The sequence below is a fragment of the Qipengyuania xiapuensis genome, from assembly GCF_019711395.1.
In the GTDB taxonomy this organism is placed as follows: Bacteria; Pseudomonadota; Alphaproteobacteria; order Sphingomonadales; family Sphingomonadaceae; genus Qipengyuania; species Qipengyuania xiapuensis.
This window is the reverse complement of sequence record NZ_JAIGNL010000001.1, coordinates 1,736,806-1,760,673: the sequence shown is the minus strand read 5'-3', so window position 1 is coordinate 1,760,673 and position 23,868 is coordinate 1,736,806. Positions and strand designations below refer to the sequence as shown.

Genomic DNA, 23,868 nt, shown 5'->3' with positions numbered 1-23,868 from the left:
GGCGAATACTGATTGGAGAAATGCAGTGGGTTATCGTGTTGCCGTAGTCGGCGCGACCGGGAATGTCGGACGCGAAATGATGCAGGTCCTTGCCGAGCGCGAGTTCCCCTGTGACGAGGTTGCGGCGGTCGCGAGTTCGCGGTCACACGGCACCGAAGTCGAATTCGGCGACACGGGCAAGATGCTCAAGTGCAAGAACATCGAGCATTTCGACTGGTCGGGTTGGGACATCGCGCTGTTTGCGGCGGGCAGCGGTCCGGCCAAGGAATATGCGCCCAAGGCGGCGGCTGCCGGTTGCGTCGTGATCGACAACAGCTCGCTCTACCGCATGGACCCCGACGTGCCGCTGATCGTGCCCGAGGTGAACCCGGATGCGATCCACGACTACAAGAAGCGCAACATCATCGCCAATCCCAACTGCTCGACGGCGCAGCTGGTCGTGGCACTGAAGCCGCTGCACGATGCGGCGACGATCAAGCGCGTCGTCGTCTCGACCTACCAGTCGGTTTCCGGCGCGGGGAAGGCGGGCATGGACGAGCTGTTCCAGCAGAGCCGCGCGATCTTCGTCGGCGACCCGATCGAACCGGTGAAGTTCACCAAGCAGATCGCCTTCAACGTCATCCCGCACATCGACGTGTTCATGGACGATGGTTCGACCAAGGAAGAATGGAAGATGGTGGTCGAGACCAAGAAGATCCTCGACCCCAAGATCAAATTGAACGCCACCTGCGTACGTGTACCGGTCTTCGTCGGCCATTCGGAAAGCGTGAACATCGAGTTCGAAAGGGAACTCTCTGCCGAGCAGGCGCAGGAAATCCTGCGCGAGGCTCCCGGCATCATGCTCATCGATAAGCGCGAAGACGAAGGGTATGTCACCCCGGTCGAAAGCGCCGGCGACAGCGCCACCTACATCAGTCGCGTGCGCGACGATCCGACGGTCGACAATGGCATCGCGCTCTGGTGCGTGTCGGACAACCTTCGCAAGGGGGCAGCGCTCAATGCGGTGCAGATCGCGGAACTCCTCGGGCGCGAGTGCCTTAAGAAGGGATGATCAAGAAGACATTCCTTCTCGCCCTGCCACTTGCACTGGGCGCTTGTGGTTCGCCGCAAGAGAGCGAGGACCCAGCGACGCAATCCGATGAGGTCTGGGACACCGCTACCCTCGTGGTCGGCGAGAACGGCATGCAAAAGCGATACGGCAATGGAATGGGCTTTGCGAGGTTCGGAGGCTCAAGGGAGTCTGCCGACAAGTTGCTTGAGGTCGCTTTCGAAACGGTGCCCGAGAAAAGCTCGAGTGAGGAATGCGGCGCTGGCCCCATGGAGTTCAGCGGCGTGGGCCCACTCCAGGTCGCGTATCAGGACGACAGGTTCGTCGGCTGGTTCTTGCGTGAATCCGACGATGTCATGACCATCGACGGGGTGCAGCCGGGGGTTACAAAGCTGTCCGATCTCAAACAGGATTTCGAGGTTCGCGAAATCGACTCCACGCTTCCCGGGGAGTTCGAGTTCACCACCAGTAGCTACGGCACAATTCGCGGCTTCAGCGAGGGTGACGAAATCACCGCGCTTCAGGCAGGAATGAGCTGCTTCTTCCGTTAAGCGGCTTCGGATGTATAACTGCGGTCCATGACCCTGACCGCAGAACTCTATTTCAGCTTCCGTTCGCCCTACAGCTATCTCTCGGTGGGCCGCTATCGCGCGATGACCGAGGAGTACGACCTCAACATCGCGCTGAGACCGGTCTACCCGCTCGCCATCCGCCAGCCCGATTTCTTCGAGCGTAACCACCCGAACTGGATCGGCTACACCATGCGCGACATGATCCGCGTGGCGGCTTTCCACGGGATACCCTTCGGCGCACCGAAGCCCGATCCGATCATCCAGGACATGACAACGCGCCAGATTGCGGAGGACCAGCCGTATATCCGCCGCGTCACGCGCATGGGGCAGGCAGCCGCACGGCGCGGTGCGGGTCTCGTCTTCGCGCATGAGGCGGGCCGGATGATCTGGGGCGGACAGGAAAACTGGCACGAGGGCGGCCATCTTGAGCGTGCGATCGAGGCAGCGGGCCTCGGCGTCGAGGAAATCATCGCCGAGGTGCAAAGCGAGAGTGAAGCGCTCGACGCGGAAATCGCGGCCAACCAGGAAGAGCTGGAAAAGGCAGGGCACTGGGGCGTGCCCACATTGGTATTCGACGGCGAGCCCTTTTTCGGGCAGGACCGCATCGAAATGGTGAAATGGCGCATGGAGCAAGGGGGGCTTGCCAAGCGATGACGGGTAGGACGACGCAGGGAGGAGGGTGCCAGTGCGGGCGAATTCGCTACACGGCTACCTATCATCCCGACGGCGCCTACCTGTGCCATTGTCGCATGTGCCAGCGCGCTACCGGCGGCGTCTCGATCGCCTTCATGAGCCTGCCGAAGACCAACCTACAGTGGGAAACCCAGCCCGAGTGGTACGCGAGCTCGACCTTCGCCAAGCGTCCCTTCTGCCAAGAATGCGGCACGCCGCTTGGCTTTGCCTTCGACGAGGGCGACGACATGGATATCGCGATCGGCACGCTTGACGATCCCTACGGCCTCGAGCCGCAGTGGCACTTCGGTGTCGAGCGCATGCACGAGGCATGGATCGACACCTCACACCTCCCGCACAAGCGGGCCGACGAGAGCGAACAGCTGGTCAACAGATGGAAAGACAGCAACGGCTGCATGCCCGAATGAAGACCGAACACTTCGAAAGCTTCGACGGGACACGCCTTGCCCTTCATCGTGTCGGTGAGGGGCGGCCATTCGTGCTGCTCCATGGCCTGTTCTCCAGCGCCGAAATGAACTGGATCAAGTGGGGCCACGCAGAGCGCATCGCTCGCGAGGGGTTCGAGGTGCTGATGCTGGACTTCCGCGTCCACGGCGAAAGCGAAGCGCCCCGCCAGCCGGAAGCTTATCCGCAAAACGTGCTGGTGCGCGATGTGGCGGCGCTGGTCGAGCATCTCGCGCTCGACGACTATGACTTGGGCGGCTTCTCGCTTGGCGCGCGGACCTCGCTTCATGCTGTTGCTCACGGCGTTCTCGAGCCGGCCCATCTCGTGATCGGCGGCATGGGCACTGCAGGGCTCGGCGAATGGGCGAAGCGTTCGGCCTATTTCAAGCGCGTGATCGACGAGTTCGACACGATCCCGCGCGGCGATCCGGCCTATTTCTCGATGCAGTTCCTGAAGTCGCAGGGCGTCGACCGGGTAGCAGCGCGGCTGCTACTCGACACGATGCCCGATCTCGATCTTTCGATGCTCTCCAATATCACCATGCCGACGCTGGTGGTTTGCGGCGACGAAGACCGCGACAACGGCTCCGCCGCCGAGCTGGCTGCAGCGATTGCGGGGGCGGACTTCGTCGAGGTGCCCGGCACGCATATGGGCAGCGTGACCAAGCCCGACCTCGGCAATGCCATCGCCGAGTGGCTGGCGGCGCATAAATGACGCTGCGCCGCGCCTTCCTGTGGTTCTGGGTCGGTGGGCTGGTTCTCTTCGCCATCGTCATCGCATTGGGCATGCCGCTCGTGCTGACCGAGGTGCCTGGCGGCATACTCGATCATCAGGCTGCAGGCACTGCCGTAGAGGTCGACCGGATACAGGCGGCGTGGCGCTCTGCGGGGCTCTGGAACCAGGCGGCAATCGCGATGGCGGGCGACCTCGTTTTCATCGGTGTCTACGGTGTCGGATGCGTGCTGGGCGGCCGATATTTCCGGCGCGAAGCAAGCGGTTGGCTTCGTCATTGCGGCAGCGCCGCGCTGATTGCCGGGATCGCTTTCCTCGCGACCGACTATGCCGAGACTATCTCCCAATTCATCCAGCTCATGAGCTTCGAAGGCGATGATGGCCTGGCCGGCCTTGCAGCCACAGTGCGGCCCATCAAGGTCGCGAGCTGGATCGTCGCCACGCTTGCCATCCTCGCAGCATTGCTCGGCGGGTGGCGACAGCGCCGTTCCGCTTGATTAAGCGCCGCTGCCGGTGCAATCGGCTTACATTGCAGAATAACCCCTTTCGGGAAGAGGAAATACGATGAAGTTTGCTACCGTTGCCCTGTCCGCGCTCGCCGTTTCGCTGGCCGCCTGTTCGCCGGCAAACACCCAGCGCGTGGCAAGCACGCCTGCCGCACCCGTTGCTGCCGAAGATCCCTTTCCGATGACGCCCGAGGGCGCTGCCGACTGGGTGGCGATGGTCGAAAAGGACATGTTCGACTTCTCTGTCGAATACGGCCGCGTGCTGTGGCTCAATTCGACCTACATCGTGCACGACAGCAACATGCTCGCGGCGAAATACGGCGCCGAGGCGACCGAGAAATCGGTGACTTACGCCAACAAGGCCGCCGAATATGCCCGTGTGCCTGGCCTCGACCCCGAAGTTTCGCGCAAGCTCGACATGCTACGAAATTCGATCGTCATGCCTGCGCCGGTGCGTGATGGCGCGGCAGCCGAACTCGCCAGCATCTCGACCGATCTCGGTTCGCAATACGGGCAGGGCCGCGGCACGCTCGATGGCGAGGAAATCAACGGCTCGGACATCGAAGCGGCAATGGGCGACCTCGACCTGACGCCGGAACAGAAGGCCGAGATGTGGGAGAGCTGGCACAACAATGTCGGCGCCCCGATGCGCACCGATTACCTGCGCATGATCTCGATCGCCAACGAAGGCGCGCAGGAGCTCGGCTTCGACGATCTGGGCGCGATGTGGCGTTCGAACTACGACATGGACCCCGACCAGTTCGCCGCCGAGACCGAGCGGATGTGGCAGGAAGTGAAGCCGCTTTACATGGCGCTGCACACCTATGTCCGTGGCAAGCTCAACGAGAAGTACGGCGACGACGTGCAGCCCGCGAACGGCCCGATCCGTGCCGACCTGCTCGGCAATATGTGGGCGCAGGAATGGGGCAATATCTATCCGCTCGTCGCGCCCGAGGGTGCGGGCGACATCGGTTACGACCTTACCGAGCTGATCGAGCAGAAGGGCTACGACGAAAAGCAGATGGTGCGCGTGGGCGAAGACTTCTTCTCCTCGCTCGGTTTCGAGCCGCTGCCCGAGACCTTCTGGGAGCGCAGCCAGTTCACCAAGCCGGCTGATCGCGAAGTGGTCTGCCATGCCAGCGCATGGGACGTGGACAATGTCGACGACCTGCGCATCAAGATGTGCATCAAGCGCAACGCGGATGACTTCATCACCATCCACCACGAGCTTGGCCACAACTATTACCAGCGCGCCTACAACCAGCAGGACTACCTGCATTTGAACGGCGCGAACGACGGCTTCCACGAAGCCATCGGCGACATGATCGCGCTGTCGATCACGCCCGAGTACCTCGTCCAGATCGACATGCTCGATCCCGGCCAAGTGCCGAGCGCGGACAAGGATATCGGCCTGCTGCTGCGCCAGGCGATGGACAAGATCGCCTTCCTGCCTTTCGGCCTGATGGTCGACCGCTATCGCTGGGGCCTGTTCGACGGGTCGATCCCCGCTGATGGCCTCAATGCCGGCTGGAACGACCTGCGCCTCGAATACCAGGGCATCACCCCGCCGGTCGCGCGTGACGAGAGCCAGTTCGATGCGGGCGCGAAGTACCACATCCCGGGCAACGTGCCGTACACGCGCTACTTCCTCGCGCGCATCCTGCAGTTCCAGTTCTACAAGGCCGCTTGCGACCAGGCGGGCTGGGAAGGGCCGCTGCACCGCTGCTCGTTCTACGGCAACGAGGAAGTCGGCAAGAACCTCAATGCCATGCTCGAAATGGGCGCCAGCAAGCCCTGGCCCGACGCGCTCGAAGCCTTCACAGGCGAGCGCCAGATGAGCGGCAAGGCGATGGCCGAGTACTTCGCGCCGCTCAAGGCATGGCTCGACGAGCAGAACGAAGGCATGGAGCAGGGCTGGTGATGATCGCTCGCGCAGGCTGGCTGGCGCTGCCGCTGCTGGCGGCCTGCGCCCCTGTTTCCGACGAACCGACCCCCGCACCGAGCGAGAGCGAAGTCTCCGGGTCGCTCTTCGTCGCGGGCAAGTTCGGCAACACGCTCGCCAAGGTCGACCTTGCGACCGGCGAGGAAGTGCTGCGGGTGGACAGCTGCGCCAACCCGCACGAACTGGCGACCTCTCCCGACGACCAGCACGTCGCGCTGGCCTGTTATGGCGGGACCACGGTCGACATCTTCCGCACGAGCGACTTGCAGAGGGTGAAGAGCATCGAGCTTGGCGAGAATGCTAGGCCGCATGGCATCGTTTGGCACGAGAACGGACATCTTTACGCCACGGCGGAGGGTCGCCAGTCGGTGTTCTGGATCCGTAATCCGCTGGGCGAAGTCGACACGTTCGAATTCTCGACCGGCAAGCAGGGTAGCCACATGATTGCCGTCTCACCCGATGCCCAGCATGCCTGGACGACCGATCTCGGCTCGAAGACGGTGACCCGCATTGATCTCGTAACCCGCCGATCACCCATGTCGGCGACGATCGGCGAAGAGCCCGAGGGCATCGCGCTGACGCCCGACGGCGAGACGCTGTGGGTTTCGGCGCGCGGCTCCGACATGGCCTATGCGCTCGAACCGCAGAGCCTCAAGCGCATCAAGGACGTGCCGGTGGGTGATTTCCCCCTGCGCATCGTTCTGAGGCCGCAGGGTGACTACGCGGTCACCTCCGACCTTGCCGATGGCGGTCTGTCGGTGATCGACACGGCCACCGGCGCGATGGTGCGCTCGATCGCCGTATCGAGCCGCGAGGAGGCGGAGGCGAAGACACAGGTCACGATCCTGTTTTCGCCCGATGGCGAGCGGATCTACGTGGCCGAAACCATGGCCAACACCATCGCCGAGGTCGATTTCGAGACCGGTGAGGTGCTGCGCCGCCTGCCGGGCGAGGGCGGGGGCGACGGGATCGCGATCATCGAATGAGTAAACCACCGAAAACACTACCGGTCGTCGGCTGGCGCGAGCTTGTCCACCTGCCAGAGCTCGGCCTGCACGCCATCCCCGCCAAGATCGACACTGGCGCTCGCACGTCGTCGCTGCACGGCGAGGTGATCGAGGAATTCGAGCGTGACGGCGAGAAGTATGTTCGCTTCGCGGTGGATTTCGAACAGCAACATGTCCGCCAGGTCTGCGAGGCCGTGCATGTCGACGTACGCGGCATCACCAGCTCCAATGGCGAGACTCAGTACCGCTATGTCATCAAGTCGCCGTTGAAGATCGGCGATGTCGAATTCCGCGCCGAGATCAGCCTCGCCGATCGGAGCGACATGAAATTCCCCATGTTGATCGGCCGCTCCTCACTGCGCCGTCGCTTTGTCGTGGATTCAGGATATTCCTGGCTGCAAACGCCAGAAATGAAGGTCAAGAAAGGCCACAAACCATGAAAATCGCCATGCTTGCCCGCAACCCTAACCTCTATTCGCACAAGCGACTTGTAGAGGCTGCGGAAGAGCGCGGGCATCAGCTCGACATTCTCAATACCACGCGTTGCACAGTGCATATTGCAAGCCATCGGCCCGAAGTGTTCTACAATGGCGAGGCCTGCGTGGGCTATGATGCGGTGATCCCGCGTATCGGCGCCTCGATCACCAATTACGGCCTCGCGATCCTCCGCCAGTTCGAGATGCGCGGCTGCTGGCCGCTGAACGAGAGCGTTGCCATCGGGCGCAGCCGCGACAAGCTGCGTTCGATGCAGATTCTTGCCAAGCATGGCCTCGGCCTGCCGCTGACGGCCTATGCCAACGATCCCAAGCAGGCCGAGGAGATCATCAAGGCGGTCAAGGGCCCGCCGGTGGTCATCAAGCTGCTCGAGGGCACACAGGGCATCGGCGTGGTGCTTGCGGAGACGATGTCTTCAGCCAAGTCGGTCATCGAGGCCTTCCGCGGGGCCAATGTGAACATCCTGGTGCAGGAATTCATCAAGGAAGCGGGCGGAACCGACATCCGCGCCTTCGTGGTCGGTGGCAAGGTCGTCGCCGCGATGAAGCGCACCGGTGCGGCGGACGATTTCCGCAGCAACCTCCACCGCGGTGGAAGTGCCGAGCTGGTGAAGATCACGCCCGCCGAGCGCGCTACGGCAGTGGGGGCGGCCAAGCGCATGGGCCTCAACGTATGCGGCGTCGACATGCTGCGTTCGAACCACGGGCCGGTGATCATGGAGGTGAACTCGTCGCCCGGGCTCGAAGGCATCGAAAACGCGACCGGCAAGGACGTCGCCGGGATGATCATCGACTACATGGCCGCCAACGCGAAGGTCGGGAAGACGAAGACCAAGGGGAAGGGCTGATCTGCCTCGGCACTTTTGCGCATGTCATGCCTTGATAGGGCATGGACGAAACTGCTGACTGGTTCGGAAACTGGAACGACATCGCCGATACGGCGGTGTCGGCCGTATTGTTTTACATTTTCATCGTCTTCCTTGTCCGGCTGACCGGCAAGCGATCGACTTCGCAGCTCAACAACTTCGACTGGATCATCAACATCACGGTGGGCAGCCTAGCCGCGTCGGGCATCCTGCTCGACAGCGTTCCTGCGCTGCGCGCACTGGTCGCGATCTCGGTCATCATGGCGCTGCAATACCTGCTCACCAGGGCGGTGCTGAAATTCGACTGGCTGGCGCAGCTGATCAAGGCATCGCCCACCATGCTGACGCACAAGGGCGAGTATCTCGACGAGGCGATGCGCGAGACCCGCATTTCGGAAGAGGAAATCTGCAGTGCGCTGCGCGAACACGGTCTGACCGATCCGGCCGATGCAAACTGGGTCGTGTTGGAAACCGACGGGCGAATGACGGTGATCCCGCGAAAGGAGCTCGCCCTGCAGGACGCCGAGACGATGGGTAATGTCGATGCGCCTGCCGACATCCGCGAAAAAGACACGGCCTGAACCGCGTGAATGGCTAGGCGTTGCGTGCCATCAAGCCGCCATCGACCGGGATCACTGCACCAGTGATGTAGCTCGCCGCCGGTAGCACCAGCGAGAGCGCAACCTGCGCCACTTCCTCGGGTTCGCCGTAGCGCCTCAAGGCTGTGCGACGCTTGGCGAAGATGGTCTTGTGCTCCTCGGGTACGGCTTCGGTCATGGCAGTGCGGATGGGGCCGGGGCAGATGCAGTTCACCGTGATGCCCTCGGGGCCTAGATCTACCGCGAGCCCGCGTGTGAGGCCGGTCACGCCGGTTTTTGCAGCGACATAGGGCGTATCGCCCGGCGTCGCTCCGAGACCTTCGGTAGAGGCGAAGTTGAGGATGCGGGGCGCATCGCTCTGGCGCAGGTGAGGTAAGGCAGCGCGCACCATTCGCTGGTGCGAGGTCAGCATCACGGCGAGCGCACGGTGCCAGATTTCCTCGTATTCCTCGCCCGCATCGAGCGCGCAGAACGCCGATATGCCCGCGTTGTTCACCAGGATGTCGATGCCGCCGAAGTCTTCGGCGATCTGTCCAACGACCGTTTCGATCGCCTCCTTGTCCGAAACATCGAGCGCGTAGGCACGGGCGTTGTCGCCGCATTCCTTCGCGACAGCTTCGCAAGCAGCACGGTCGAGATCAGTGACCGCGACCCTTGCTCCCTCCGATGCGAAAAGCCGAGCCATGGCGCGCCCCATGCCACTCGCTGCGCCGGTTATTATCGCGACGCGGCCAGCTATCGAGCGTTCTGGATTCACAGCTTTATTCATGGCTTCTCCTCCACCTGGAGCAGCCTTATCACGCATATTGTTGGTGGTGGGAAGCGCAAGGCTACCGGCCTTTCGCTTGCCCTTATTCTGCGGCCATCCTCAGCAACGCGATCTCTTCGCGCAGGCGGGCAAGTTCCATCTCGTAGAGCCGCGTGCAGTCGAGCCGGGCAGGCTTTTCACCAAGAGGGATGGTGACCCTTACATAGACCAGCCCTCGCTGGTCGCGCTCGGGGCTATAGTAGCGCAGAGGATTGTCAGTCTCCGGTAGCGGGCTTGCGGCGCTTCCGGCGACGCCCATGTCGAGATAAGCGCCGTTCGAATTCATCGACTGTCGACAGCGCGTGCCGCTCGCCGTCTCGATCGAGTCCTCGCCGCCTGTCCCGTGGGGCGCTGAAGGAAGGTAGACACCTTGCGATTGCGCGCCGGCTTGCGTGCTAGCGAGCAGGGCGCAGGCGACGAGCGCCGAGTTTCGAACAAACGCGTGCATGGACGGTAACCCTCCTTTCCTCGATCCGCTCCGCGCACAGGCGGAAGTTCACTTCTTCGCCTGGGAAAAGCCCGTCGACGATTACCAGGATGCGGCGATGGGCCCCTGATGCGATTGTTGCGGTGGAAGGATGGATGGTGACGCGACCCGGTGCGATGCCGCTGTCTTCCTCCACGAAGACCCGGAAGTTGTGCGCGGTGCGGTAGGGGTTGCTTACCGTCAGGTAGAGCCCCTTGCGTTCGCTGGAGGTGATACCGCTCTTTTCCAGCGGACCCAGCCCGACGGCGAGAGCGGATCCTGCGCTGGCTGCGAGAGCCAGCGCGGCGGATGCTTGCGCAAGCCTCAGCCCGAACATGTGACCACCGTGGCAACCGAATAGTCGCCCGCATCGAAGCCGCCGGCGTCCTCTGCCTTGGCGTGGACGGTATAGACATCCGCGAGATCCGAGGCGGTGCTGGTCGATTGCGTGCTCGTATATGCCTGCGAGGCACCGTCCAGCGAACTGTACTTGATTTGCGCAGTCGCCGCAGAGACATCGTTTGTCGAAGTGATCGTCGGCGCGTCGAAAGTCAGCGTGGGGTCACCGCCCAGCGCCGTGACCGTTACCGAGGCCGCAGCGCCGCCGAGGTTCTCCGACGACAGGCTGGTGTAATCGCTATTCGGCGCAAGCGTACCGTCCGTCACCACCAGCGTACAGGTGACGACTAGCGAGGCATCGAACGTGATCGGCTCCGCGCAGACCGGCGAGGCGAGAGCGGTCCCGCATGCTCCGGCAGCAAGCCCAACTATCTTTCTTCGCATCCTTACCTCCTTTTTTACGGAGGTCATGGATAACAAACGCCCTTAAAGGCCTTGATAGTGCGGGTCTGGGTACTTCTACCTAGGCGATCACCTGAAGGGCGGCTCGTTGAATGCGCGCAGCTTGCGGCTGTGGAGCTTGGGGCCTTCCTGGCGGAGCAGGTCGCAGGCGGTCACACCGATCTGCAAGTGGGCCGCGATGGCTTCCTCGTAGAACTTGTTGGCCTGGCCGGGCAGCTTGATCTCGCCGTGGAGCGGCTTGTCCGAGACGCACAGCAGCGTGCCGTAGGGAACCCGGAAACGATAACCCTGAGCGGCGATGGTGGCGCTTTCCATGTCGATGCCGACGGCGCGGCTCAGGCTCAGGCGCTTGGCCGACTGGGTATAGCGAAGCTCCCAGTTGCGATCGTCGGTGGTGACGACGGTTCCGGTGCGCATGCGCTTCTTGAGGTCGCTGCCATGCTCGCCCGAAACATGCTCTGCCGCCCCTGCAAGCGCCTGCTGGACCTCGGCAATTGCGGGGAGGGGGATTTCGGGCGGAAGGACGGGGTCGAGCACGTGGTCGTCGCGCAGGTAAGCGTGAGCGAGAACGTAGTCGCCGATCTTCTGGCTCGGGCGAAGGCCGCCGCAGTGGCCGATCATGAGCCATGCTTCCGGGCGGAGAACGGCGAGGTGGTCGCAGATCGTCTTCGCGTTCGACGGACCAACGCCGATATTGACCAGGGTGATGCCGCTGCGTCCTTCACCGACGAGGTGGTAGGCCGGCATCTGGTGCCGACGCCACGCCGTATCGGACAGCTGGCCGCGCGCATTGTCGGTCTTCTCGGTCATCAGCAGGCCGCCGGCGCCGGCAAGTGCGGTGAAGCCGTTGCTACCCAGCTGCGATCCCGCCCAGTCAACGAATTCGTCGACATAGCGGTGATAGTTCGTGAACAGGATGAAGCGCTGGAAGTGCTGGACGTCTGTCCCGGTATAGTGTGCGAGGCGTGCAAGGCTAAAGTCTGTGCGCAGGCCGTCGAACAGCGACAGCGGGATCGGATCGTCGGGGTTTTCCAGCTCGATACCGTCGGCCAGCTCGTCGCCGATATCGGCAAGGTCGGTCGACGGGAAATAGCGTGCGATCTCGTTGGGATCGATGCCGGCAAGCTCTGCGCCGGCCTGGCCGTCAAGTACGTAGGGGAAGGGGATCTCCTGGCGCGAGGAGCCGACTTCGATTTCGACTTCGTAATTGCTCTCGATCAGCTCGATCTGCTCGCGCAGGTAATCGCGGAAGAGGTTTGGCTTGGTGACAGTCGTCGAATAGAGGCCCGGCGTGTTCAGGCGCCCGAATGCGCGGCTCGATCCCTCGGGCATCACGCCGCCGCGGAAGAGGATCCGCAGCTCGGGATAGGCATAGCTGCCATCCTTGCGCCGTTCCGATGACGGCAGGTCGCGGCTGCGTCCGAAGGCGATGACGTCGTCGCGCAGCCGGCTGACGGCGGCGTCGTAGACGGCCTGAAGTTTGTCGAGAGTCTGTTCGATTGTGTCCATACGGGCCTTTTTCTCCTGGCTCTTTTCGTTTTCGTGACGCCTCCTGCCACACAAGTGCGCCTGTTACAAAAAGGGCGCGGAGACCGAAGCCGCCGCGCCCTTGATGTCTGTGTGTCGGTTAGAAGATCAGCCTTCGGCCTTGTCTTCTTCTTCCGAAGCTTCGGCAGCGCCTTCGACTTCGACACCCTCTTCGAGCATGTCGGCGGGGATTTCACCCGGCTCGAGGGTCGGATCGACGGCGTTGGCAGCAGCCATTTCCTCGATCTCTGCCTGCTCTTCTTCGAACATCTGGGCAAGAACGTCGACGCCCTGCGTCTGCAGTTCTGCTTCGTCGTCCGAACGAGCGACGTTTGCCTTGATCGTCACCGAAACCTCGGGGTGGAGGTCGATGCGCACGTCATGCATGCCGATCGTCTTGATCGGGTTGCCCATGATGACCTGCTTCTTGTCGATCTCGTGGCCCTTGTCGTTGAGGCCGTTGACGATGTCACGGACGTTGACCGAACCGTAAAGCTGGCCGGTGTTCGAAGCGGCACGGATCAGGATGATCTCGGCGCCGTCGACCTTTTCGCCGTTCTTTTCGGCTTCGGCGCGACGTTCTGCGTTTTCCTTCTCGAGACGCTCGCGGTTGGCTTCGAAGACCTTCTTGTTGGCTTCGTTGGCGCGCAGGGCCTTCTTCTGCGGGAGCAGGAAGTTGCGTGCGTAGCCGTCCTTCACGGTGACGACGTCACCGATCGTGCCGAGCTTTTCGATACGCTGGAGGAGAATGATATCCATGATGTCTTCCCCTTACTTCACGATGTAGGGCAGCAGGCCGATGTGGCGAGCGCGCTTGATGGCCTTGGCCAGTTCACGCTGCTTCTTCGCGCTGACGGCGGTGATGCGGCTGGGGACGATCTTGCCACGCTCGGACATAAAGCCCTGGAGCAGACGAACGTCCTTGTAGTCGATAGCCGGCGCGTTCTTCGCGGAGAACGGGCAGGTCTTGCGGCGGCGGAAAAACGGACGTGCCATCAGTTACGCTCCTCGCGGTCCTTGCGCTTCTTCGAATCGCGCTCGTTCTTGCGCATCATCACCGAAGGGCCTTCTTCGTGCTCTTCGACCTTGATGGTCATGTAGCGGATGACGTCTTCGTTGATACGCGTCTGGCGCTCGAGCTCGGAAACAACGGAGCCGGGGCCCTCGATGTTGAGCATGACGAAGTGCGCCTTGCGGTTACGGTCGATCTTGTAGGCGAGGTTCTTGAGACCCCAGGTCTCGGTCTTGGTGACCTTGCCGTCGTTCTTTTCGACGATTTCGGTCGCCGTGGCGGCGAGCTGATCAACCTGAGCCTGGCTCAGGTCCTGTCGCGCCAAGAAGACATGCTCGTAGAGAGCCATGCTCTTGTCCTTTCACTTGCTGGCCGATCGCTGGCTGATCCGCGGGATTGCGGGGCCCCTCCGGCTTTCTTCAATATCCGCCGCCCGGAAGCGAGGGATGCGCGCACATAGCGGGAATCGGGGAGAATGCAAGCTCGTTTCGGGCTTGTGACGATGGAACGAGGCGGGCAAGGGCGCATTGCATTGAAAACGCACAAGGGGAAGTGTTCATGCCCTCCGGCCTAGTCGCCCTGCTCGACGACGTATCCATTATCGCCAGAACCGCCGCGGCATCGATCGACGATGTCGCCGCTGCCGCGGGCAGGGCAGGCTCCAAGACCGCCGGCGTGGTCATCGACGATGCGGCGGTAACGCCGAGCTACGTGACGGGCCTTTCCCCGGCGCGGGAGCTGCCGATCATCTGGGCGATCACGAAGGGCAGTTTCAAGAACAAGCTGCTGATATTGCTGCCTGGCGCGCTGCTGCTGAGCGAGTTCCTGCCCGGTGCGATCATCTTCATCCTGATGCTGGGCGGGGCCTTCCTTTCCTATGAGGGCGCCGAGAAGGTCATGGAGAAGCTCGGCGGGGCCAAGCACGGCAAGACTGTCGACGACGTTATCGAGGACCCGGTGAAGTTCGAGAAGGAACGCATCAACGGCGCCATCCGGACCGACCTGATCTTGTCGGCAGAGATCATGGCTATCGTGCTCAACGAGATCAGTAGCGAGCCGATCGCCGCGACGGTCTGGGGCCGCGGCCTGACGCTGGCTCTTGTCGCGATCGGGGTGACAGTCGCCGTCTATGGTTCGGTCGCGCTGATCGTGAAAATGGACGATGTCGGGCTGCACCTGACGAAGAAGGCTTCGTCGACTGCCAAAACGGTCGGGCGTTTCCTCCTCAAGGCGATGCCGAAGCTTCTCGCGACCCTTTCGTTCGTCGGGACCATCGCGATGCTCTGGGTCGGGGGCGGGATCATCGTCCACGGCACGCACGAGATTGGTTTCGACCTTTTCTACGACATCGCCCACGGGGCGGAATACGCGGTGAAAGCGGCCACCGGCGCGCTTTCCGGCCTTCTCGGCTGGCTAACCTACGCCGCCATTTCAGCCCTCATTGCGCTGGGCCTGGGCTTTGCCATTGCCTTCCTCCTGCACAAAGTCCTGAAATTCGAGGGTAATGGCCACTAAGACGGCGGTCTCTGGGGCGACCGTCCCGAAACGGGACCGCGCACTGCAGGGCGCTGGTTTCCAGCAGGTCTTGCAACGATAATTCCGCCGCGCGATAGACTTAGCTGTCGCCGGGGGGAGACGTGGGCCTGAAACAGATCGCAAGGCTGATGGTCGTGCTGGCCGTTGCCATGTGCAGCATCGCTGCACCCGCGTCTGCGCGCGATTACCTCCTGGAGGATCGGATTTGCGTGGGCGGTGGGGCGAGCGTCGACGAAGCGTTTTCCATTCCCGCAAAGGCGCTCGATTGCAGCGCGATGCGGTTCGCAAACCGCAGCCACTTCGTGCGAACCCATGCCGATGTGTACTCGCTCCCCGAGACCGCAAGTCACGAACACGTCTGGCAGACCGATCCGGCGAGCTTCGACAGCATGCTGGTGCGCTTCACCTATGCCAATGGCGAGCAGCGACTGGTCGATGTCGACCACCAGATGGCGGTGCGCAACTGGTCTCCCGATACGAGCTTCAATATCCCCGTGCCCGACACCGGCGCCAAGCTGATTGCGATCGATACGGTGATCGAGCGACCACGCACCTTCAATGTCGCCAAGGCTGCGCGGCTGGTGAGCGCAGAGATCGCGCGGCAGGAGTATTACTCGAGATCGCTCGTCTTTGCTCTGGTTTGCGGCCTGCTGCTGGTGCCGTTCATTTTCGATTTCCTGTTCCTGCGCATGCTGAGATCGCGCTTCATCGCATGGCACGCGGGGATGACGCTGGGTGCACTTGGCTTTGTGTTCTTCAATTCCGGCCTGGTGTTCCTGCTCTTTCCTGCGATGCCGCTCGAACTGCGATATCAGGCCAACACCATAACGCTGACCTTTGCCGTCGCATGTGCGGTCATGTTCGTGCTGGAGATTGCCGAGGAAGGCGTGATTTCCGAGCAAATCCGCAACGTGCTGCTCGCGCTGACTGCATTCATGGTCGGCACAAGGTTCGCGGCAATGTTCGATTTCGAGCCCTGGCGCGTGCTGGTGCACAACCTTCACATGATGAGCCTGGTCCCGCTGGGCATCGCGATCCTCGTCGCCATCGGCGTCGCCTTCAAGCGACGGAGCCGCGCGGCCATCTTCCTCCTCGTCGCCTTCGTACCCATGGCGATCGGCGGGATCGCAGCGCTGCTGCTGGCCTTGTCGATGGTTGCGGCAGAGCGCGCCGTTACGGATTTCCTTTTGTGGTCGCTGGTTCTCCTTGTGCTGGCGACCTCGGCGGCGGTCGGTGACCGCTTCATGGTCCTGCGAGTCGAACGCGACCGCGCGAACATCCATGCTATCAAGATGCAGCGCATGGCGCTCAGCGATGCGCTTACCGGCGTATCGAACCGCCGCGCTTTCGATAGTCTCGGCACGATTCCCGAAGGGCAGGCGCTCATCATTGCCGATATCGATCACTTCAAGGCGATCAATGATGAACGCGGCCACCTGATGGGCGACGCTGTCCTGGCCGACACGGCGACCCGCATGCGGCGCGTTCTGGTCGACTATCGCGGCGCGGACATCTTCCGTCTCGGGGGAGAGGAATTCGCGGTCGTGGTTCCCTGCAGCGACCGGATTTCCCTGCGCGAAATCGCCGAAAGCCTGCGCCGCGCCGTCGACGGCGGCAAGCGTCGCCGCGCCGACGATCTTGCGCCGGTCACGATCAGCATTGGCGGCGCCCTGGGGCATGGCCGCAACCTGCACGATGTCTATGCCGATGCGGACGGCGCGCTCTATCGCGCCAAGCAGGCAGGCAGGAACCGCGTGGTTATCGCCGGCGAGCGCTGAGCGACCGGCCTAGGAGAGGCGCTCGAAAAGGCGGCGGGCAAACTCCGAAAGAGTGTCGTCGCGCGCACCCATGACGACGATCCGGTCGCCCGGTCTCGCGAGGTTCGTCAGCCTGTCTTCCACTGCCTTGCGCGCGGGAATGTATTCGGCAGTTCCGCCCGCTTCCTCGATCAGGCGCACGATCCTCTCGCTGCCTTCGCTGCGATCGACCGTGCCGCCGAAATAGACCGGGTCGCACATCAGCAGGATGTCCTCTTCGGTGAGTTCCGCCGCAAAGGTCTGCGCCAGTTCTGCGCCCATCTGGCGCAGGGGGCCGTAACCGTGCGGCTGGAAGAATGCGAGCACGCGGCCTTCATGCGCGCGAAGTGTGCGCAGGGTCGCGGCGCATTTCTCGGGATTATGGCCGAAGTCGTCGATCACCGTGATCGCGGCATGGTTGGTGCCGACGATATCGAAACGGCGGGCGAGGCCTTCGAAGCCCGCCAGCGCCTCCACCGATGCGGCCACCGGAATACCAGCAGCCGCGGCGCCCGCGATGGCGGCGAGGGCATTCGAGAGATTGTGGCGGCCCGGCATGTTCAGGCGCAATGCGTGCTGGCTGCCATCGTGGCGGTCGACGACCAGCGCCGCCTGACGCACCGGACCTTCGGCAATGCTGCCCGGCACGATGCCTATCTGGGCTTTCTCCTGCTCGATCCCGAAGGTGATGACCTCTTTCGCTTGGGGAAGCAGGGCGAGCGCCTCCTCGTCATCGGCGTTGATCACCGAGATGCGGCTGCGCGAAAGATAGTCGCCGAAGAGCTGACGCAATTCCTCCATGCTCTTGTGGTCGAGGCTCACGTTGAGGAGGATGCCGACAGCGGGCCGGTAAAGCGCGATCGAACCGTCGCTTTCGTCGACCTCGCTCACATAAAGGCTCTGGCTGCCGACGACAGCGCTGGCAAAGGGGCGCTCGGGCGAGACGAAGTTCTTCATCACCGCACCGTTCATGATCGTCGGCTCGCGGCCGGTCGCCTCGAGTATCCAGCCCAGCATGCCCGTAACCGTCGATTTGCCGCTGGTGCCTGCAACAGCGAGGCCTGCTCCGCTGGTGTTGAAGAGGATCGAATTGAGTTCGGCGCGCGAGAGCCGCAGGCAGCCGAGCTCGTTTGCCTTGCTGATCTCGGGCACGGTGTCCTCGATCGCGGCAGAGGCCACCACGACCTGATCGCCCGATATGATCCCGCTGCCATCCTGCGGATGCAGTTCGAAGCCCTGCCTTTCCAGCGCGGCAAACTTCTCCGGTGTACGGCCCTGGTCGAAGCTGCGGTCGGAACCGGCGACGACCGCGCCGCGGCCTTTCAGGATCTGCGCAAGGGGCAGCATTCCCGATCCGCCGATGCCGACGAAGAAAAAGGGACGTGCGAAAAGTTCATCAGGGCTGGGGAAGTCGGTCATTGCGGCCTCGCTATGCAGTTGTAAGCGCGAAGACAAGCGGGCATGGTCGCGTGTGTGCACCGACCCATCCGAAAAGTTGCCGTTTGCGCACCCGCGACACCGCTCAAGCGCGAATATGCCGAGGCTGTCGCCAAGCTAGCGGCCAGCGAATTTCCCGGCATCACGCTCGATTTCCACGAACAGTGCTTCATCGAGGAAGGCCACTTCGCCGGTCCCGACGAAGTAAGGCTCGATGCGCTGCTCGAATGCGCCAATGCGCCAGATGTGGATGCCGTATGGTTCGCAAAGGGCGGCTACGGGTCGAACCGCATCGCGCGCGATTTCATCGGCAAGGCGGGGCCGGAGGCAGCAGGCAAGACCTACCTCGGCTATTCCGACTGCGGGACGCTGCTGGGAGCCCTGTACCGCGCAAAAATCGGCCGTGCCGTGCATGCGCCCATGCCGGTCGACATCAAGCGTGATGGCGGCGACGAGGCGATCCGTCGCGTCCTTGGATGGTTCGGTGATGGCAAGACCGGGCTCGAACCGGGCCTGTCCGGTAAACCGGTCGCGGCTTTCAACCTCTATACCCTCGGAATGCTCGTCGGCACGCAGCTGATGCCGCCGCTCGACGGTCACGAGATCCTGATCGAGGAAGTGGGCGAGTACGAATACGCGATCGACCGGCTCGTTTTCCACATTGTGGAGCACCTGCACGATGTCGCGGGCATCCGTCTGGGCGAAGTGACCGCGGTGCCCGAGAACGATCGGCCATTCGGCGCGGAGCCGGAGGAAATCGTCCGCTACTGGTGCGAACGCTACGGCATTCCCTACCTCGGGCGGGCCGCCATCGGTCACAGCTCTGCCAACAGGATCGTGCCTTTCGGCCTTGAGGCTTGAAGCGAGCGCGCCTAACGCGCCAGCCGACAAGGAGAGATTCATGACTGCATTCATCTTCCCCGGCCAGGGCAGCCAGAAGGTCGGCATGGGCACCGAGCTTGCCGAGGCAAGCGCTCACGCCCGCGAAGTCTTCGAGGAAGTCGACGACGCGCTGAACCAGAAGCTGTTCGCCGTGATGAAGGACGGCCCCGAGAGCGAACTGACGCTCACCTCGAACGCCCAGCCCGCGATCATGGCGAACTCGATCGCCACGCTGCGTGTGCTCGAGAAGGAATTTGGCGTTTCGCTCACCGGCACTGCCGATTGCGTCGCCGGTCACTCGCTGGGCGAATACAGCGCTCTGTGTGCTGCTGGTGCATTCGGCCTCGCCGAGACCGCTAAGCTGCTGCGCCTGCGCGGTATTGCCATGCAGGACGCCGTTCCGATCGGCGTCGGCGCCATGGCCGCGCTGCTGGGTGCCGATATCGAGAAGGCAACCGCGCTGGCGGAAGCCGCTGCGCAGGGCCAGGTCTGCGAAGTCGCCAATGACAACGATCCGACGCAGGTCGTGATTTCGGGCCATGCAGAGGCCATCGACCGCGCCATCGAGCTAGCCAAGGAGCACGGTATAAAGCGCGGCATCAAGCTGCCCGTTTCCGCGCCCTTCCACTGCTCGCTGATGGAACCTGCTGCGCAGCGCATGAAGATCGCGCTCGAGGAAAGCTCGCCGACCAGTTTCACCGTGCCGATCTACGCCAATGTCACCGCGGCAAAGGTCACCGACCCGGCGAAGGAGCAGGAACTGCTCGTCGAGCAGGTCACCGGCCGCGTCCGCTGGCGTGAAAGCGTGATCTCCATGCGCGAGGGCGGCGTGGAACGCTTCGTCGAACTCGGCGGCAAGGTGCTCGGCCCGATGGTGGGCCGCATCGACAAGGAGGCCACCACGATCAGCCTCGTCACCATGGAAGACCTCGAGAATTTTGCGAAGGAGAACGCGTGATGTTCAGCCTCGAAGGAAAGACCGCTCTCGTCACCGGTGCCAGCGGCGGCATCGGTTCCTCCATCGCGCGTGCGCTTGCCAGCCAGGGCGCGCGCCTCGCGCTGTCGGGCTCCAACGCGGCCAAGCTGCGCGCCTTCCGCGAGGAGCTGAACGAAGAATTCGGCCATGACCATGTCGAGATCACCTGCAACCTGTCGGACACCAAGCAGGTCGAGGAACTGATCCCGGCCACCGTCGACACGCTCGGCAGCATGAATATCCTCGTCAACAATGCCGGCATCACGCGCGACAATCTCGCGATGCGCATGAAGGACGAGGAGTGGGACGACGTGATCCGCATCAACCTCGAGGCCAGCTTCCGCCTGATGCGCGCCAGCGCACGCCCGATGATGAAGGCCAAGGGCGGCCGCATCATCTCGATCACCAGCGTCGTCGGCCACACCGGCAATCCGGGCCAGATGAACTACGTTGCGGCCAAGGCTGGCCTCACCGGCATGTCGAAGAGCCTCGCGCAGGAACTGGCGAGCCGCAACATCACCGTGAACTGCGTCGCGCCGGGCTTCATCCGCACCGCGATGACCGATGCGCTCAACGATGACCAGAAGGCCGCCATCAATGGCCGCATCCCGATGGGCCGCATGGGCGAGGGTGACGAGATCGGCGCTGCCGTGGCCTATCTCGCCAGCGACGAGGCCGGATACGTCACCGGCCAGACGCTGCACGTCAACGGCGGCATGGCGATGATGGGGTAATTTCACTTATCCCCAAGGGAAATCCGTCCACTAGCGCCGGAAGCTTGCGGGCCATGCCAGCATAGCTAAGGTCGTTATCCGTATTCCGGCGCTGGTGGAGCGATTCCGGCCTTCACCGCGCCCAAAAGGGACGAAAGAAGGACCATGAAGGCCACAATCGAACGCGCTACGCTGCTGCGCTGTCTCTCCCACGTCCAGTCGGTGGTGGAACGTCGCAATACCATCCCGATCCTGTCGAACGTGCTGATCGAGGCCGAGGGCAGGGGACTGCGCGTCATGGCAACCGACCTCGACCTCCAGGTGGTCGAGCACATGGACGCCGCCAGCGTCGACTCCGACGGTTCGATCACCGTCTCGGCCCACCTCCTGTTCGACATCGCCCGCAAGCTGCCCGAAGGCAGCCAGGTGAGCCTCGAGACCGCTGAAAACCGGATGGAGGTGAAGGCCGGGCGCAGCCGCTTCAAGCTCCCGACCCTGCCGCGCGACGACTTCCCCGTGATCGTCGAAGGCGACCTTCCGACCAGCTTCTCGCTGCCCGCCAAGACGCTGGCCGAGCTGATCGACCGCACGCGCTTCGCCATCTCGACCGAGGAAACGCGTTACTACCTCAACGGCATCTTCCTCCACGTCTCGGACGAAGACCAGCCGGTGCTCAAGGCCGCTGCCACCGACGGTCACCGCCTCGCGCGCTTCACCATTCCGCGCCCCGATGGCGCAGAGGGCATGCCCGACGTGATCGTGCCGCGCAAAGCCGTGGCGGAGCTGCGCAAGCTGCTCGACGAGAACATGGACGGCGATGTCACGATCGACCTGTCGGCCAGCAAGATCCGCTTCACGCTTGGCGGCGAGGGCGGCGTGGTGCTGACCAGCAAGCTGATCGACGGCACTTTCCCCGATTACTCGCGCGTCATCCCGACGGGCAATGACAAGCTCCTGAAGATCGATCCGAAGAGCTTCTTCGCTGGTGTCGACCGCGTGGCGACCATCGCCACCGAGAAGACCCGCGCCGTGAAGATGGGCCTCGACAAGGACAAGGTGACGCTCACTGTCACCTCGCCCGACAACGGCACCGCATCGGAAGAGCTGGCGGCCGAATACGGCTCGGACGGCTTCGAGATCGGCTTCAACGCCGGCTACCTCAAGGACATCCTCAGCCAGATCGACGCCGACGAGGTGGAAATCCACCTCGCCGACGCTGGTGCGCCCACGCTGATCCGCAAGAACGACGACAGCCCGGCGCTCTACGTCCTGATGCCGATGCGGGTGTGACCGGGTGACCGCCGAAGCGGTCATCCACGGCACTGTCATTTCGACCTATACGCGGATCGTCCAGATCGCCTGCGAAGAGGCTGGTCTGCCGCATCGCACCGTCGCGACTGCCGCCCAGTCACCGGAGAACCGGCATCCGTTCGGCAAGGTACCGGTTGTCGATCTCGACGGGTTGGAGCTCTACGAGAGCGTCAGCGTGGCGCAATATATCGACAACGCGCATAATTCCGGTGGTTTGCAGCCGCGCGATCCCGCGCGCCGGGCGGTGATGGACCGCTGGATCGCGGTCGCGAATACCTACCTTTTCCCTCTGTTCGAGCGCGGTCTCGTGATGCCCTGGGTGATGCACCGCTATTCGGGCTTCCCGCTCGACCGCGAGACGATCGACCGCTCGCTTCCCGCCATCTCCCGCGCGCTCGCCTTCTGCGAGGCGGAGATCCAGCAGAACGGCGGCTGGGACCTGACCAGCTTCGATCTCGCCGATGTCTTCCTCTACCCGATGCTGCGCAGCGTCGAGCTGACGCCGCAGGGCGAGGCGGGGCTTGCCCAGTGTCCGGCGCTTGCAAGCTGGATGCAGGAGTTGCATGACCGCCCCAGCATTGCCGCCACACGTTGGCCCGGCGAAGAGGGAGAACAGTCATGAAGCAGGTGCACGTCGACAAGTCCGAACTGACCAATGCCGAAGTGGTCGAGAAGGACGAAGGGGCGCTTGCGGACAATGCCGTGCGTCTCGCCATCGAGAGCTTCTCGGTCACTGCCAACAACGTGACCTATGCCGTGGTGGGTGACGGCTTCGGCTACTGGAACTTCTTCCCCGCGCCCGAGGGCAAGGGCATCGTCCCCATGTGGGGCCATGCGAAGGTGATCGAAAGCAACCACCCCGAATTCGCGGTGGGCGAGCGTGTCTATGGCTATCTCCCGATGGCAACGCATCTCGACGTGCTTCCCGGCAAGGTCACCAAGGGCGGCTTCGTCGACATGGCCGAGCATCGCCAGCCGATGAGCCCGATCTACAACCAATATTCGCGCCTTGCCGCCGATCCCGAGCATGATCCCGCGCGCGAGGGCGAGCGGATGATCTTCGGCCCGCTGTTCAAGACGGGATTCCTGATCGAGTATTTCATGCGCAGCGAGGACTGGTTCGGGGCAGGGCAGGTCATTCTCACCAGCGCTTCGTCGAAGACCGCCATGGGACTCGCCAGCGTCGCCAAGCGTCGCTCGCCGCAGGTGAAGCGCATCGGCCTGACTTCGGCAGGTAACGTCCAGTTCGTGAAAGATAGCGGCCTCTATGACGAGGTGCTTTCCTACGACGCGGTAGGCGACATCGCGGGCGAGCCTAGCGTCACGGTCGATTTCGCGGGCAATGCCAAGCTGCTCGGCCAGTTGCACCACCACCTCGGCGACAATCTCAAGTATTCCTGCCTCGTCGGCGCCACGCATATCGAGGAGCGCGGCGCAGGGCTGGGCGCGGGCGGCGATCTGCCCGGACCGACGCCGACACTGTTTTTTGCACCTGACCACGCGGTGGCGCTGTTCAAGGAACACGGCCCGGAAAAGGCAGGCGCAATGGTCGCCGAGAGCTGGCACGGTTTCCTCGATGATGCGGGCGGCTCGATCGATATCGAACGCCACAGCGGCATCGAGGAGGCGCGTTCCGTGTTCGTCGAGATGCTCGGCGGCAAGATCGATCCCGCCAAGGGGATCGTGATCGAGCCCTAGA

The 23,868-nt window shown here is 63.1% G+C and carries 28 protein-coding genes; 19 read left to right on the top strand and 9 right to left on the bottom strand.

The features are described from left to right. The first annotated feature begins 25 nt into the window (after positions 1-25). From K3163_RS08890 to K3163_RS08840, 11 genes are all read left to right on the top strand, one after another. The gene (locus K3163_RS08890) at positions 26-1,051 is read left to right on the top strand and encodes an aspartate-semialdehyde dehydrogenase (RefSeq protein ID WP_221553869.1); all 1,026 of its coding nucleotides are present in this window, start codon (positions 26-28) and stop codon (positions 1,049-1,051) included. Further along, a complete protein-coding gene (locus K3163_RS08885; RefSeq protein ID WP_221553868.1) occupies positions 1,048-1,599 on the top strand; it encodes a hypothetical protein in 552 nt (183 codons plus the stop codon). Before K3163_RS08890 ends, K3163_RS08885 begins: the two co-directional genes overlap by 4 nt. A 27-nt stretch (positions 1,600-1,626) precedes the next feature. Further along, complete coding sequence (locus tag K3163_RS08880) at positions 1,627-2,274, top strand: 2-hydroxychromene-2-carboxylate isomerase (RefSeq protein ID WP_221553867.1); 648 nt, start codon at positions 1,627-1,629, stop codon at positions 2,272-2,274. Further along, positions 2,238-2,720, top strand: coding sequence for a GFA family protein (locus K3163_RS08875; protein ID WP_345719717.1), 483 nt, complete (start codon positions 2,238-2,240; stop codon positions 2,718-2,720). The genes K3163_RS08880 and K3163_RS08875 overlap by 37 nt, the downstream gene beginning before the upstream one ends. Further along, positions 2,717-3,472 (top strand): alpha/beta fold hydrolase, encoded by a 756-nt coding sequence (locus tag K3163_RS08870; protein ID WP_221553866.1) that lies wholly within the window; start codon positions 2,717-2,719, stop codon positions 3,470-3,472. Before K3163_RS08875 ends, K3163_RS08870 begins: the two co-directional genes overlap by 4 nt. Further along, entirely contained in the window at positions 3,469-3,987 is a 519-nt protein-coding gene (locus K3163_RS08865) for a hypothetical protein (RefSeq protein WP_221553865.1), read from the top strand. The genes K3163_RS08870 and K3163_RS08865 overlap by 4 nt, the downstream gene beginning before the upstream one ends. A gap of 67 nt (positions 3,988-4,054) precedes the next feature. Then, entirely contained in the window at positions 4,055-5,917 is a 1,863-nt protein-coding gene (locus tag K3163_RS08860; protein WP_221553864.1) for a M2 family metallopeptidase, read from the top strand. Beyond that, a complete protein-coding gene (locus tag K3163_RS08855; protein ID WP_221554014.1) occupies positions 5,917-6,924 on the top strand; it encodes a YncE family protein in 1,008 nt (335 codons plus the stop codon). The genes K3163_RS08860 and K3163_RS08855 overlap by 1 nt, the downstream gene beginning before the upstream one ends. After that, complete coding sequence (locus K3163_RS08850) at positions 6,921-7,385, top strand: ATP-dependent zinc protease family protein (RefSeq protein ID WP_221428249.1); 465 nt, start codon at positions 6,921-6,923, stop codon at positions 7,383-7,385. The genes K3163_RS08855 and K3163_RS08850 overlap by 4 nt, the downstream gene beginning before the upstream one ends. Next, the gene (gene rimK / locus K3163_RS08845) at positions 7,382-8,287 is read left to right on the top strand and encodes a 30S ribosomal protein S6--L-glutamate ligase (RefSeq protein ID WP_221428250.1); all 906 of its coding nucleotides are present in this window, start codon (positions 7,382-7,384) and stop codon (positions 8,285-8,287) included. Before K3163_RS08850 ends, rimK begins: the two co-directional genes overlap by 4 nt. Positions 8,288-8,328: 41 nt before the next feature. Beyond that, positions 8,329-8,886: a DUF421 domain-containing protein gene (locus tag K3163_RS08840; RefSeq protein ID WP_221553863.1), complete on the top strand. Its 558-nt coding sequence runs from the start codon at positions 8,329-8,331 to the stop codon at positions 8,884-8,886. Positions 8,887-8,899: 13 nt separating this feature from the next. On the opposite strand, the gene K3163_RS08835 is transcribed toward K3163_RS08840, so the two are convergent. The 8 genes from K3163_RS08835 to rpsF all read right to left on the bottom strand — a co-directional run bounded on the left by K3163_RS08835 (position 8,900) and on the right by rpsF (position 13,867). Then, positions 8,900-9,673 carry an SDR family NAD(P)-dependent oxidoreductase gene (locus K3163_RS08835; protein ID WP_221553862.1) on the bottom strand — a complete coding sequence of 258 codons (774 nt, stop codon included), beginning with the start codon at positions 9,671-9,673 and terminating at the stop codon, positions 8,900-8,902. A gap of 82 nt (positions 9,674-9,755) precedes the next feature. Then, positions 9,756-9,998: a hypothetical protein gene (locus tag K3163_RS08830; protein WP_221553861.1), complete on the bottom strand. Its 243-nt coding sequence runs from the start codon at positions 9,996-9,998 to the stop codon at positions 9,756-9,758. Positions 9,999-10,107: 109 nt separating this feature from the next. Next, entirely contained in the window at positions 10,108-10,515 is a 408-nt protein-coding gene (locus tag K3163_RS08825) for a hypothetical protein (protein WP_221553860.1), read from the bottom strand. Continuing rightward, positions 10,503-10,961 (bottom strand): hypothetical protein, encoded by a 459-nt coding sequence (locus tag K3163_RS08820; protein ID WP_221553859.1) that lies wholly within the window; start codon positions 10,959-10,961, stop codon positions 10,503-10,505. The genes K3163_RS08825 and K3163_RS08820 overlap by 13 nt, the downstream gene beginning before the upstream one ends. An 87-nt stretch (positions 10,962-11,048) precedes the next feature. Then, a complete protein-coding gene (locus K3163_RS08815) occupies positions 11,049-12,542 on the bottom strand; it encodes an AMP nucleosidase (RefSeq protein WP_282098286.1) in 1,494 nt (497 codons plus the stop codon). 72 nt (positions 12,543-12,614) lie between these two features. Next, the gene (gene rplI, locus K3163_RS08810; RefSeq protein ID WP_221428257.1) at positions 12,615-13,265 is read right to left on the bottom strand and encodes a 50S ribosomal protein L9; all 651 of its coding nucleotides are present in this window, start codon (positions 13,263-13,265) and stop codon (positions 12,615-12,617) included. 12 nt (positions 13,266-13,277) lie between these two features. Continuing rightward, positions 13,278-13,502: a 30S ribosomal protein S18 gene (rpsR, locus tag K3163_RS08805; RefSeq protein WP_006832330.1), complete on the bottom strand. Its 225-nt coding sequence runs from the start codon at positions 13,500-13,502 to the stop codon at positions 13,278-13,280. Then, positions 13,502-13,867, bottom strand: coding sequence for a 30S ribosomal protein S6 (gene rpsF, locus K3163_RS08800; protein ID WP_221428258.1), 366 nt, complete (start codon positions 13,865-13,867; stop codon positions 13,502-13,504). Before rpsF ends, rpsR begins: the two co-directional genes overlap by 1 nt. Positions 13,868-14,076: 209 nt before the next feature. On the opposite strand from rpsF, the gene K3163_RS08795 reads away from it, so the two are divergent. Both K3163_RS08795 and K3163_RS08790 read left to right on the top strand, forming a co-directional pair. Beyond that, the gene (locus K3163_RS08795) at positions 14,077-15,033 is read left to right on the top strand and encodes a DUF808 domain-containing protein (protein ID WP_221553857.1); all 957 of its coding nucleotides are present in this window, start codon (positions 14,077-14,079) and stop codon (positions 15,031-15,033) included. A gap of 122 nt (positions 15,034-15,155) precedes the next feature. Beyond that, the gene (locus K3163_RS08790) at positions 15,156-16,832 is read left to right on the top strand and encodes a sensor domain-containing diguanylate cyclase (RefSeq protein ID WP_221553856.1); all 1,677 of its coding nucleotides are present in this window, start codon (positions 15,156-15,158) and stop codon (positions 16,830-16,832) included. Between the two features lie 9 nt (positions 16,833-16,841). On the opposite strand, the gene K3163_RS08785 is transcribed toward K3163_RS08790, so the two are convergent. Next, the gene (locus K3163_RS08785) at positions 16,842-18,269 is read right to left on the bottom strand and encodes a glutamate ligase domain-containing protein (RefSeq protein WP_221428261.1); all 1,428 of its coding nucleotides are present in this window, start codon (positions 18,267-18,269) and stop codon (positions 16,842-16,844) included. Between the two features lie 66 nt (positions 18,270-18,335). Between K3163_RS08785 and K3163_RS08780 the strand changes: the two genes are divergently transcribed. From K3163_RS08780 to K3163_RS08755, 6 genes are all read left to right on the top strand, one after another. Further along, positions 18,336-19,148, top strand: a complete 813-nt coding sequence (locus tag K3163_RS08780) for an LD-carboxypeptidase (RefSeq protein ID WP_221554013.1) — start codon at positions 18,336-18,338, stop codon at positions 19,146-19,148. Positions 19,149-19,188: 40 nt separating this feature from the next. After that, positions 19,189-20,127, top strand: a complete 939-nt coding sequence (fabD, locus tag K3163_RS08775) for an ACP S-malonyltransferase (protein WP_221553855.1) — start codon at positions 19,189-19,191, stop codon at positions 20,125-20,127. Further along, on the top strand, positions 20,127-20,879 hold the full coding sequence (gene fabG / locus K3163_RS08770; RefSeq protein ID WP_221428263.1) for a 3-oxoacyl-[acyl-carrier-protein] reductase: 753 nt from the start codon (positions 20,127-20,129) through the stop codon (positions 20,877-20,879). Before fabD ends, fabG begins: the two co-directional genes overlap by 1 nt. Positions 20,880-21,023: 144 nt before the next feature. Beyond that, the gene (gene dnaN, locus K3163_RS08765; RefSeq protein ID WP_221553854.1) at positions 21,024-22,148 is read left to right on the top strand and encodes a DNA polymerase III subunit beta; all 1,125 of its coding nucleotides are present in this window, start codon (positions 21,024-21,026) and stop codon (positions 22,146-22,148) included. Between the two features lie 4 nt (positions 22,149-22,152). Continuing rightward, the gene (locus K3163_RS13705; protein ID WP_221553853.1) at positions 22,153-22,791 is read left to right on the top strand and encodes a glutathione S-transferase family protein; all 639 of its coding nucleotides are present in this window, start codon (positions 22,153-22,155) and stop codon (positions 22,789-22,791) included. Further along, entirely contained in the window at positions 22,788-23,867 is a 1,080-nt protein-coding gene (locus K3163_RS08755) for a DUF2855 family protein (RefSeq protein WP_221553852.1), read from the top strand. Before K3163_RS13705 ends, K3163_RS08755 begins: the two co-directional genes overlap by 4 nt. Position 23,868 lies beyond the last annotated feature (1 nt).